Consider the following 12,315-nt stretch of genomic DNA (forward strand, 5'->3'; position numbering starts at 1 on the left):
GAAGGAGTATTAAAATGGGTCTGTGGAGTTTCGTAAAAGGTGCGGGCAAAAAGGTTTTTGGTGGCGATGATGACGCCGAAGTAACCGGTGCCGCACTACAAGATGAGCTGAAAGAGCTGGGCCTTGATGCCGAGGGTCTGGATATCGTTGTTGAAGGCGATAAGGTCAAAGTGACCGGCAAAGCTGCAAGCCAAGAAATGCGCGAAAAGGTCATTCTTGCTGTGGGCAACGTCGAAGGCGTAGCCGCGGTAGAGGACGACGTTACAGGCGGTGAGGGCGAACCAACGTTCCACACGGTTGAAAAGGGTGACACTCTTTGGGCGATCTCTGCCAAGACACTTGGCAATGGCGCGCACTATGAGAAAATCTTTGAGGCGAACAAGCCTATGCTGACGCACCCTGACAAAATCTATCCTGGTCAGGTTTTGCGCATCCCGACAGCTTAACCAATTGGCCGCATCCGCTTTGATAGTTGGGTGCGGCCTTGTCTGCCTTCCCCTTCCAAAATTTTAAGACACGACGCTTACGTTTGGGCAGCTTTGCCCATAACGCTGCGTTCGGCTGTATGCTTTGCTTGAAATTATCGTGCAGGGGCGTCATCGTACCTTAGAAAAATTACGCATGTCGCGAAAAGTGACAGCAAAGGGGAGGAAGACACATGGGATATTCTGGAATAGCGGACCGTGATGCTATTGAGGCAGAAAGCGCGTGGGAAGACCGCGATCTGCACAAAACACTTTATGGGATGCTATCTAGCACGGCGTCCAAATTTCCGAACAACAATGCCATCAGCTATCAGTTGTTTTCCGGCCCGACGGATCATGCTGAAACACTGACGTGGCAGCAGTTCCATGATAAATCTGTTCAAGCTGCAAACCTGTTTCGCAATCTGGGCATAGGCCCAAAAGATGTGGTTGCCTATGTGTTGCCTAACACCAATGAGACAGCGATCACATTGGTTGGTGGTGCAATTGCAGGGATCGTAAATCCGATCAACCCGCTGTTGGACGCCGAACAGATTGGTGCAATCTTGCGCGAAACAAACGCAACCGTGGTTGTCACACTGCGGCCTTTCCCGAAAACGGATGTGGCTGATAAAACGGCCGAGGCTGTTGCACTGGCCCCAAATGTCAAAACTGTCATGGAAGTAGACCTGCACCGCTATCTGACAGGTTTGAAAAAGGTCATCGTGCCGCTGATCCGTCCAAAGCGGACAGTCCAAAACCAAGCGACCTATATGAACCTCAATGCGGAGATGGCGAAACAGCCAACGACGCTACAATTCGAGGACCCGCAAGAAGACCGCGTTGCATGCTATTTCCACACCGGTGGAACCACAGGTATGCCAAAAGTGGCACAGCACAAATATTCGGGCTTGGTTTACAATGGCTGGCTGGGCAACCGTTTGCTCTATACGGAAAATGACGTTGCCATGTGCCCGCTGCCGTTCTTTCACGTTATGGCGGTTCACTCGGTGTTTATGGGTGTTATCCACTCTGGCGCGCACATCATCTTGCCAACACCGCAAGGTTATCGCGGCGAAGGTGTCTTCGATAACTTCTGGAAGCTCTGCGAGCGCTGGAAGGTCACGTTTATCATCACCGTACCAACGGCCATTTCTGCCAAGATGCAGCGCCCGATTGATGCGGATTTGTCTTCTGTAAAAACAGCCTTTTCCGGATCAGCTCCGCTACCGCTAGAGCTGTTCAAGCGGTTTGAAAAAGCGACAGGGATCACAATCGTTGAGGGTTACGGCCTGACAGAAGCAACCGTGCTTGTGTCTGGCAATCCGACGGATGGGTTGCGCAAAGTAGGCTCCATCGGGGTTGAGTTTCCCTATACCAAGGTGCGGATCATCAAAGGCACTCCAGATGGTCCAATCGATGCAGACGTAGACGAAGTTGGCGAAATCTGTGTGTCCAATCCGGGCGTCTTTGCTGGCAATACCTATACTGAGGCCGAGAAAAACAAAGACCTGTATTACGATGAAAAATTTCTTCGGACAGGCGATCTGGGCCGCAAAGACGAAGACGGTTATATCTGGATTACAGGTCGCGCGAAGGATCTGATCATTCGCGGCGGTCACAACATCGATCCAGCCGAAATCGAAGAAGCTCTGTTGGGCCATGAAGCGGTTGCCTTTGCGGGTGCAATTGGTCAGCCAGATGCGCATGCGGGTGAAGTGCCCTGTGCCTTTGTTGAATTGGTCGACGGGGCATCAGTAACGCCCGAAGAATTGATAGCCTTTTGTGACGTTCATGTTCACGAGCGCGCGGCACATCCCAAGCATATCGAGATCATGCCGGAACTGCCGAAAACGGCTGTTGGCAAGATATTTAAACCTGATCTACGCCGTAGCGCGATTACACGTGTCTTTAACGGGGCGCTGGAAAAAGCAGATGTTGGCGCGCGCGTGGATCATGTGATCGATGATAAAAAACGTGGCTTGGTTGCAATCGTTAATATGAACGGTGCGGATGCTGATGCGGTGGGCAATGTATTGGGTGCGTTCGTCAACCAGTGGGACGCTGCTTGAGCATGGCTGACTATGGCCTGCTCCTTGATGAGGAGGTGCGGGCCTATATCGCGCGGGGGGCGGAGTTTTATCCGCCTCACGCAGTCGATCTAGACATAACCCAGCAGAGGGCAGTCTATGACGACATGTGCGCTGCTTTCCACGCTGGACGCCCTGAGGGCGTAGAGGTGTGGGATGAACCGTACGGCGGGGTGCCTTGTCGCCGCTATGAGGCAGGCGAGGCTGACGTCACCCTCATTTACTATCACGGCGGGGGGTTTGTCGTTGGCGGCCTACATAGCCACGATGATGTCTGTGCTGAACTCTGCGCGCGGGTTGGTGTGCGTGTTATTTCGGTTAATTATGGGCTGGCCCCTGAGACGATTTTCCCGGGATGCTACAATGATGCCAAGGCTGCGTTTGATGCGATTGCTTTGGCCTATCCGCAAACATTGTTGACGGCAGGCGATAGCGCAGGCGGCAATTTGGCAGCAGCGGTTACACATCACGCACGCGGGCAGATTGCAGGGCAAATCCTGATCTATCCGGGGCTGGGTGGCGACCCTACAAAGGGCAGCTATATCGAGCACGCCAATGCGCCAGAGCTGACCACCAAAGACATGTTATTCTACCAGACGATCCGCACGGGTGGCACCCCGCCGCCCACAGACGATCCGCGTTATGCGCCGTTGCACGATACGGATTTTAGCAGTCTACCGCCGACGGTTATTGTCACTGCGGAATGTGACCCGCTGGCAAGCGACGGCGAAAGCTATCGCAATGCGATCCTAGCGGCAGGTGGGCAGGCGGTGTGGTTCAATGAGGCAGGTCTTGTGCATGGATGCCTGCGCGCCCGAGGAATGAGCGCGCGTGGAGCCGCGTTTTTTGACCGTGTGGCTGGTGCCATTGATGCACTGGCAAAGGGTAACTGGCCCTATTAGGGGCCGTTACTTAAGGAAGCTGCCTGCCTTCATTGTATCAGGCACAGGTGCGCCAAGACGGCTGAGGATGGTAGGGGCCAGTTGCAACTGGTCAATGACCACATCCTGCGTCGGACCTTCCGCATCACCAAAGTAATACAGCGCCGCCTCTTGTTGCAGCGGATCGCGCCCACCGTGGTGGCCGCGCGCGTCTTGTCCGTGGTCTGCGGTCACCATTATTTCATATCCCGCCTGACGCCATTTCATGATGAAGGGTGCCAGCATTTCGTCCATGACGTGACAGGCATGATCCATTTCCTGACAGTCGTGGAAAAACCGGTGGCCCATGCTGTCGAGAGTGCAGGTGTGCAGCATGCCATAGTCCAATCCAAACCGCAGGCACATGTTGGTCAGCGTCGCAAATAGATCAAGGTCACAGGGGGTCATTTGGTTGACCGCGCTATAGCCTGTCATTGTATGAAAACGTCCGTGATTGATCGTGTCGCTATCAGGTTCATCATATTCGATATCGCGAACAAGGTCGAAAGGATGGCGGTTAAAGAACTCTGACCAAAAGCTGTGCGCGACAGCACCCGTTACGCCACCACCTTTGCGTACTTGGGCAAAGACGTCAGGTTCACTGATCCGGAACACGTTGCCGTTGCCTGTACAGCCATGCTGGGCCGGCGCAACGCCTGTATGGATAGAGGCATAGCAAGACGCCGAAATTGAGGGCAGCACCGAGCGGATTTTCCACACCCGTGCATCGCCACTGTCTACCCAGCCTTCAAGGTTGCCAAACAGGCGTCGCCAATTGCGGTAGGGCACACCATCAAGAATGATCAAAAGTAGTTTGTTGTCCATGGATATACCTTCCCAAATGCTCATCCCATATGAGGCCAGCTAGCCGCGACGCGCAAGCGATAGCACACATTAAAGTGAGAGGATCAGGCACTGATTTTGCAGTAACTGTATCCGAGTAACGGATATTCGGAGACACCCCATGGCCCGCACGTCAAAAAACAATAAACGCAAAAAGGCACAATCGGCCAAGGTGACAAGCCTAGCCGCAGAAAACGTACCGCCGTCACGGCGTACTGTTCTAGGGTGGATTGGCATGGGCGCCCTTGGCGTAGGTGTGTTGGGGGGCGGAGGTGCGTGGGCCGTCAATTCGTTCAACCGTTCTATGGATGAGCGAGACCTAAGCCAGATCGGGAAGGGCAGGCCTAGCATTGTGCAAATCCATGACCCGCAATGCCCGATTTGCAATGCGTTGCAGCGCGAGACGCGTAAGGCATTGGGTAAATTGAAGGGTGAACCGCCAGTCTATCTAATTGCGGATATCACCCAGACAGAAGGAGCGGTATTTGCGCAGCGGCACAGTGTACCCCATGTTACGCTTTTGCTGTTTGATGCTGATGGGAAGCGTGTGCAGACCTTAACGGGAAGCCGGACCCGCGATGAGCTGGAGCCCATTTTTGAAAGGCACGCCCGCTAACGGGCGCGCCAGCGGGGCATTAGTTGCCCGCACTTTCCATTTTACGGCTGTCGATGACTTCTTCGAGCCAACCCAGCTTCATCTCTGGAACGGAGCTGAGCAACAGGTCGGTGTAGTCATCAAAGGGTGGTGCAAGCACTTGGGATTTCGGTCCGTAGCGCACAACCTTACCCTGAAACATCACTGCGATACTGTCAGCGATGGCTTTCACCGTTGCCAGATCGTGGGTGATGAACAGATAGGCCACATCGTCGGCCTTTTGCAGACGCAACAACAGCTTGAGAATGCCGTCAGCAACCAGCGGATCAAGCGCTGAGGTGACCTCATCGCAGATGATCAGCTTGGGCTTGGCTGCCAGTGCGCGTGCGATACACACACGTTGCTTTTGGCCACCTGACAGTTCTGCAGGGTAGCGGTCTTGGAAACCTTCACCCATTTCGATCTCATCCAGTAATTCCTGAATGCGGGCCTGTTTTTCTTTGCCCTTGAGGCCAAAGTAAAACTCAAGCGGGCGACCGATAATGGTGCCAACGGTCTGACGCGGGTTCATCGCGGTGTCCGCCATCTGGTAGATCATCTGCAACTCACGCAGATCATCCAGTGGCCTTGTAGCGAGGTCTGGTGTGAGGGTGCGATTATCGAATGTGATCTTGCCCTTGCTAGGGGGCAGCAGCCCCGTGATCACACGTGCAAGTGTTGATTTGCCTGACCCACTTTCACCCACAACAGCCAATGTTTGACCCGGATGGATTTCAACATTGATGTCTTTGAGAACGTCAAAGTCTGTGCCTTTGTAGCGTGCTGTAATCCCTTCAACCTTAAGGATCGGTGCATCTGATGGTTCTTTCTCGATGTGTTTGATCGAGCGAACCGACACCAGTGCCTGCGTGTATTCCTCCGCAGGGTTGTTGATGATCTGATCGGTTGTACCGTATTCTACCATCTCGCCTTGTTGCAGAACCATGATGTGATCGCTGACTTGCGCCACAACCGCTAGGTCGTGCGTGATATAAAGCGCAGCAACGCCCGTATCACGGATCGCATCTTTGATCGCCTTCAGCACGTCGATTTGGGTCGTCACATCAAGCGCAGTAGTAGGCTCGTCAAAGACCACCAAATCAGGTTCTGGACACAGCGCAAGCGCAGTCATGCAACGCTGAAGCTGGCCACCGGATACTTGGTGTGGATAGCGAGAGCCGATGTTTTCCGGATCGGGCAATCCCAGCTTTCCAAATAGTGCAACAGCACGTTCTTCGGCATCTTTCTTGGAGAATTTACCTTGGAAAATTGCAGCCTCGGTGACTTGTTCCATGATCCGCTTGGCAGGGTTGAAGGATGCTGCGGCGGATTGAGACACATAAGTGACCTCAGCGCCGCGCAAGCGACGTTTGTCGCTCATGTTGGATTGAAGCACGTCGCGCCCGTTCACCCAAACCTCGCCACCAGTCAGCTCAACACCGCCACGCCCGTAGGCCATGGCCGCAAGGCCGATGGTTGACTTACCCGCACCGGATTCACCGATAAGGCCTAGCACTTTGCCAGCTTCCAGATCGAAATCCACACCGTGCACAATCTCGATGTCGCGAGACTTTTCACCGGGTGGATAGATGGTCGCGCCGATTTTTAAGCCGCGTACTTTTAGCAGTGGTTCGGTCATCCCCGGCCGCCTTTCAGTGATGTGGTACGTGACAGGATCCAGTCAGCGATGAGGTTGATCGAGATGCAAAGCGTCGCAATGGCGTAGGCAGGGTATAGTGCTGCTTGGATGCCATAGTTGATGCCTTCTTTGTTCTCTTTCACGATGCCACCCCAATCAGCCTGTGGAGGTTGTACGCCAAGGCCAAGGAAGGACAGTGTGGACACGAAGAGGACCATAAAGATAAACCGCAAGCCCATCTCGGCAATCAGAGGCGAGAGTGCGTTTGGCAGTGTTTCACGAAAGATGATCCAGCCAATTTTCTCGCCGCGCAGACGGGCTGCTTCGACGTAGTCCATGACAGTGATATCCACTGCAACAGCACGTGCTAGACGGAATACCCGTGTGCTATCGAGCAGACCCATGAGAATGATCAAAGTGAAGATGGTTGTTGGAAGAACCGACAAAACCACCAAGGCAAAGATCAAGGATGGGATAGACATGATCAAATCAATAAAGCGGCTAAGCGCCTGATCTACCCAGCCACCGGACACGGCAGCAAAAAAGCCTAACGTGGCGCCAGTGGCAAAGCTTAGGATGGTTGCGGCAGTGGCGATAAAGATCGTCGTGCGGCCGCCCCAGATCATGCGACTTAGCAGATCACGTCCAATGCTGTCTGTTCCAAGCAGGAACTCAGAGGATGAAGGCTCCCAGACATCACCAACCACTTCGGCCATGCCGTAGGGAGCGATGAAGGGAGCAAAGATTGCGCAAAAGAAGAACACAGAGGTGAAGAACAAGCCGATCAAAGCGGCGGGAGGTATACGGATCATTTTGGATGCCTCAGGCGCGGATTGGTCAGAATAGAAACGATATCTGCAATCAGGTTAAGGCCGATGTAGACGGCGGCGAAAATCAGGCCACAGGCTTGTACAACAGGCACGTCACGTTTGCTTACGTGGTCAACTAGGTACTGTCCCATGCCAGGATAGGCAAAGACCACCTCAACAACCACAACACCAACAACCAGATAGGCCATGTTGATCATAACGACGTTCACGATAGGCGCGACTGCGTTAGGAAATGCATGTTTGCGGATAACCGTCAGCATGCGCAGACCCTTAAGCTCGGCAGTTTCGATATAGGCCGACTGCATCACATTGAGGATCGCAGCGCGTGTCATACGCATCATATGCGCCAACACAACCAATGTCAGAACCATCACAGGGATCGCAATTGCGTTCAGCTTCTCACCCAGGCTCATTGAATCGTTCATGATTGCTACGGAGGGGAACCAGCGGAGTTTGATCGCCAACCAATATACTAGGATATAGCCGATCATAAATTCCGGGATCGAGATGGTCGTGAGGGTCACGGCCGAGATCAGTTTGTCTGGGAATTTGTCTTTGTAACGTACGGCCAGCAGTCCAAGGAAGATAGCAAGGGGTACTGATATAACGGCGGCCCAGAATGCGAGAAACATGGTGTTCTTGAGACGTCCGCCGATGCTGTCGGCAATGTCGCGGCCGTTGGTTAGCGCTGTGCCGAGGTCTCCCTGCAAGACACCGCCCAACCAGCTAAAATAGCGGGAGACTGGGGGATCGTTTAGTCCAAGTTCAGCACGTAGGTTTGCAAGGTTTTCGGGGGTCGCGCCCTGTCCGAGAATTTGTTGCGCCACATCGCCCGGCAACATCGTAGTGCCTGCAAATATGAGGATGGACGCGGCGAAGAGCAGTAGGATGCCCAGCGCTAAGCGCTGGACAACCAATATGATAATGGGATGCACGGGTTATGCCGTCTTCCATGTGTACTTGAAGGTCTTCCAGTACATTTGTGGCCCACTTGGGTTGCCCACAAAGCCCTGAACATCGTTGGAGATCGCATCAACGAAGTCGTTGAACATTGGCAGGATTACACCGCCTTCTTCGTTCAACATGCGGCCCATCTTGGAATAGATTTCCTTGCGCTTGCCTTCGTCCAGTTCGGCGCGTGCTTCCAGAAGCATCGCGTCGAAATCTTCGCGCTTCCAACGGGTGTCGTTCCAATCGGCTGTGGACAGATACGCAGTTGCGTACATTTGGTCCTGAACCGGACGGCCACCCCAGTAAGATGCGCAGAACGGTTGAACGTTCCATACTTCTGACCAGTAACCATCGTTTGGCTCACGTTTGATTTCCAGTGGAATACCAGCTGCTTGCGCGGACTGCTGGAACAACGCTGCTGCATCAACCGCACCAGGGAAGGCACCGTCTGCAACGCGCAGAACAATCGGGCTGCCATCGTGACCGGACTTCTTATAGTGCTCGGCCGCTTTCTCAAGTGAGAATTCACGCTGTGGGATTGTGTCATCAAACAGGGGGTAGGCTGCGTTGATTGGCATGTCGTTACCGATGCCGCCGTAACCCTGAAGGATTTTGTCAACCAGCTCTTGACGGTTGATTGCGTACTTCAGTGCCAGACGCAGGTCATTGTTGTCCAGCGGTGCGGTATCCACATGCGCGATGAACACATAGTGGCCACGGCCGGAAACGTTTTTCACAGTGAGGTTTGGTGAACGGTCCAGTAGTTTTGCGATCTTTGGCTCAACGCGGTTGATTGCGTCAACTTGACCAGATTGCAAAGCAGCAGTACGGGCAGTTGCATCGTTCAGAACGATAAGTTCTACTCTGTCGTAGTGGGCCACTTCTTCTTGGGAACCGCCCCAATAATCAGCGCGACGTGTCGCAGTTGCGCGTACACCCGGCTCAAAGTCTTCCATGACATATGCGCCGGTACCGATTGCCGCCGTTGGATCGTCAAAGCCGCCGCCGGGCTGAATGATCAGGTGATAGTCGGCCATCAGGAATGGTAGGTCGGCGTTGCCTGTTTCAAGTTCACATGTGAAGTTGTTGCCGTCCACGGACATCGCAACGATGCCTTTCATGATACCCAGCGCACCAGACTTTGAATCTTCGTTGGAGTGGCGTTCCATCGTTTTCAAAACGTCATCGGCTGTTACCTGTGCGCCGTTAGAGAACGTGCAGCCCTGACGAACAGTAAATGTCCATTTGGAGGCGTCTGCGGAACCTTCCCAGCTTTCGGCAACCAGACCGCGCAGGACGCCGTCTTCGCCCAGTTCTACCAGAGGCTCACCCCAGAAGAAGCCAGTTGCCAGTGGCACATCGGATGCCCAGCCAGCTGGATCTTGAGTGTTTGTGCTTTCGCCGCCGGAAACACCCATGCGGAATGTGCCGCCTGCAACAGGTTTAGCATGGCCGTCGGCCTTGGCTGTAGATGCAAGCATTGAGTTGGCAACTGCTGCTGTCACACCGAGTGCTGCAGCGCGTGCAACGAACTCACGGCGGGTCATCAGACCCTCGGTGACGGCTGCACTTAGCTGTTGGAGTTGGTCTGTCATAGTGGTGGTCTCCCATTTGGAATCGCACGTCTTTTGCGCGCGCTCATTTTGATTGATGCGGTAGGGTTACGCATTTGCAACCGACTCGCAAGGTTTAATCCCTTGATTTTACATCATGGGGTTACATGTGGTCGCGTGGAATGGTGTCACTTTCCTCTCGTGTGTAAACGAGCGTGTCGTTCTCCCACGCTTCGATCTTGGCGGTGAGGTGAAAGTTTGTGGCGTCCGATTTCATGGTGCACTGTGTGCGGGTGCGCAGCACAATATCGTCCCTCACCAATTTGGATTCCCAGTCACATTCCCCGCGCGCTGATAGTGGATCATCTGGATGGATGTCCCAGCGCTCGCGCGCAATGCCGCCTTTGATTAGTCCGTGATCAACATCACGCAACTCGCCAAAGTCATCTTCGATAACAAGGCTTTGGATGCCTGTTACCATGTCGATCTCATGTCGACGGATGTGGTTGCCGGGGCGAATTCCCTCAATATTCCAAGGCTCTGCGGCCTCAGGGGCAAGAAAACTCACTTCGTCGCCGCCTTGGGTTGGGCGCTGGGGCAAGGCAATGCTGCCTTGGGTGATGTTCAGTTGGGCAGCCTCAGGGGCGGGCCAGATCAGGGGCCAATAGGCCGTCGAAATGGAAACGCGAATGCGGTGGCCAGCAGGGATGCGATACGCGATTTGATCGAGATCTAGCGTTATGTCTTCGCTTGCATTTTGCGGCATTGATGTCGGCTCTGCTGCGCTGGTTCTGTGAGACAGGTTTAGGACGCCGTATGTGATGCGGGTTGCCGCCCCGTCGGGGTGAATGTGGTTGAGGCGTACAGCGATCTGAGCTTGAGGTTTGTCGCTTGATAATTTCAACCTAAGGCGCGGTGCGCCAACCAAATCCATATCTGCGTCCAGGGGAGCGGATGTGAACGTTCTTGAGAGCGCATCATCGCCGCGCTGATCGCCGGGCATTTCAGGGCCAAGCCAGATCGCGCAATATTCACCAGCCGCTGCGCCGCAATGCGCAGGCGATGTTACGTCTGCGTCCATCGCCTGTGGGGCATCCCCTAACGTGCCTTCTGTACCAAGGTGCAATGTTTGGACGGGGAGGTGGGTTGTGGCCCCGTTCTTTTCGGCGATCCAGCGTCCGGGCCGTTCAGTGTACCAAGCTTTGGGGCGCACGCCGTCCATCAGATAGGCGCGGTAGTCTGGATCAGCCTCGACGCCTGTATCAATTCCCTTGAGCCAGTGATCCCACCATCGCAAGGCTTCTTGTAAAAAACCGATGCGCGGCTCGGGGGCCGCGAAATGTGGGTATTTGTGAACCCATGGACCAACAATACCTTTTGCACCATCTAGTGCTTCGACCAACTGCGGCACGGCGTTTTTATAGGCATCGCCCCAACCGCCAACCGCCAACACTTTTACTTTTAGTTTTGAGTAGTCTTCGCAGACCGAACCATGTTCCCAGTATGCGTCGCGGCGTTGATGGCGAAGCCAGACCGATGGCAGGAAGGGTTCGTTTTCTAACCGTTCAAGCCACATCTCGCGCCAGTCTTCGCGCAAGGCAGGGTCTGGTGCGACGCTAGAGTAACTCCACATGGTGGCGCCCCAGCCAAGATTCTCGTTCAGTAGGCAGCCGCCCTTATAATGAATGTCGTCCGCAAAACGGTCCACTGTGGAACAAAGTGTGATGATGGCCTTTAGGGCGTCCGGTGCAAGGGCTGCTACCTGAAGTGAATTGAACCCACCCCAGCTGATGCCCATCATTCCCACATTGCCGTTACACCATGGTTGTTGGGCCGCCCATTGGATCACTTCGACGGCATCCGCAAGTTCCTGGGCGGTGTATTCGTCTTCCATTAAGCCGTGACTGTCGCCATTGCCACGCATGTCTACCCGCGCACAGGCATAGCCGCGTTCTGCGAAATAGGGGTGGGTCAGCGCATCGCGCGCGCAGGTGCCGTCACGTTTACGGTAGGGGAGAAATTCCAATATAAGGGGAACCGGATCATCAGCAGCGTCCGTAGGACGCCAAAGACGCGCGGATAGGCGTGTCCCGTCCGACATAATTACGGGGTGGTCGGCTTCTTCGGTCAGGGCGCGCAAGGCGTTGTTGTTGTGTACCATGCGCCTAGGGTCTGTTTGCGTGGCCGATATGTCAACGTGATAAGTTAATAATTGAGGGTAAGGTATTGAATAGGAATCAGTTACTTGTTTTAGACCTCTAGAGGTGCGATGCACTTTTTACGTGTGTCTGTTGCGTAAGGCGCACATATTTGAATCTGCGGGGAAATTTTGATAATAAAACACTGGATTTTAGTAATTCATGTGAATATTGTGACGCAATAAAGGTGAAA

Annotated in this window: 10 protein-coding genes; 4 read left to right on the forward strand and 6 right to left on the reverse strand. The window is 54.0% G+C overall.

From position 1 onward, the window contains the following. Positions 1-14: 14 nt before the first annotated feature. The 3 genes from lysM to V7775_RS06655 all read left to right on the forward strand — a co-directional run bounded on the left by lysM (position 15) and on the right by V7775_RS06655 (position 3,456). Entirely contained in the window at positions 15-446 is a 432-nt protein-coding gene (gene lysM, locus V7775_RS06645) for a peptidoglycan-binding protein LysM (protein WP_335751102.1), read from the forward strand. A 212-nt stretch (positions 447-658) separates the two neighbouring features. Continuing rightward, a complete protein-coding gene (locus tag V7775_RS06650; protein ID WP_335751103.1) occupies positions 659-2,536 on the forward strand; it encodes an acyl-CoA synthetase in 1,878 nt (625 codons plus the stop codon). Positions 2,537-2,538: 2 nt separating this feature from the next. Further along, entirely contained in the window at positions 2,539-3,456 is a 918-nt protein-coding gene (locus V7775_RS06655; RefSeq protein ID WP_335751104.1) for an alpha/beta hydrolase, read from the forward strand. Positions 3,457-3,462: 6 nt separating this feature from the next. On the opposite strand, the gene V7775_RS06660 is transcribed toward V7775_RS06655, so the two are convergent. After that, complete coding sequence (locus tag V7775_RS06660; protein ID WP_335751105.1) at positions 3,463-4,299, reverse strand: alkaline phosphatase family protein; 837 nt, start codon at positions 4,297-4,299, stop codon at positions 3,463-3,465. 139 nt (positions 4,300-4,438) lie between these two features. Between V7775_RS06660 and V7775_RS06665 the strand changes: the two genes are divergently transcribed. Continuing rightward, positions 4,439-4,933 (forward strand): hypothetical protein, encoded by a 495-nt coding sequence (locus V7775_RS06665; RefSeq protein WP_335751106.1) that lies wholly within the window; start codon positions 4,439-4,441, stop codon positions 4,931-4,933. Between the two features lie 19 nt (positions 4,934-4,952). Here the strand turns inward: V7775_RS06665 and V7775_RS06670 are convergent, their stop codons facing one another. The 5 genes from V7775_RS06670 to V7775_RS06690 form a co-directional block, all read right to left on the reverse strand. Then, positions 4,953-6,590 (reverse strand): ABC transporter ATP-binding protein, encoded by a 1,638-nt coding sequence (locus tag V7775_RS06670; RefSeq protein WP_335751107.1) that lies wholly within the window; start codon positions 6,588-6,590, stop codon positions 4,953-4,955. Next, a complete protein-coding gene (locus tag V7775_RS06675; protein WP_335751108.1) occupies positions 6,587-7,402 on the reverse strand; it encodes an ABC transporter permease in 816 nt (271 codons plus the stop codon). The genes V7775_RS06670 and V7775_RS06675 overlap by 4 nt, the downstream gene beginning before the upstream one ends. Then, a complete protein-coding gene (locus V7775_RS06680) occupies positions 7,399-8,355 on the reverse strand; it encodes an ABC transporter permease (RefSeq protein WP_335751109.1) in 957 nt (318 codons plus the stop codon). Before V7775_RS06680 ends, V7775_RS06675 begins: the two co-directional genes overlap by 4 nt. 3 nt (positions 8,356-8,358) lie before the next feature. After that, a complete protein-coding gene (locus tag V7775_RS06685) occupies positions 8,359-9,966 on the reverse strand; it encodes an ABC transporter substrate-binding protein (protein WP_335751110.1) in 1,608 nt (535 codons plus the stop codon). A gap of 121 nt (positions 9,967-10,087) precedes the next feature. Next, positions 10,088-12,085 (reverse strand): CocE/NonD family hydrolase, encoded by a 1,998-nt coding sequence (locus V7775_RS06690; RefSeq protein ID WP_335751111.1) that lies wholly within the window; start codon positions 12,083-12,085, stop codon positions 10,088-10,090. Positions 12,086-12,315 lie beyond the last annotated feature (230 nt).

This window comes from Sulfitobacter sp., from assembly GCF_036960155.1.
GTDB lineage: Bacteria > Pseudomonadota > Alphaproteobacteria > Rhodobacterales > Rhodobacteraceae > Sulfitobacter.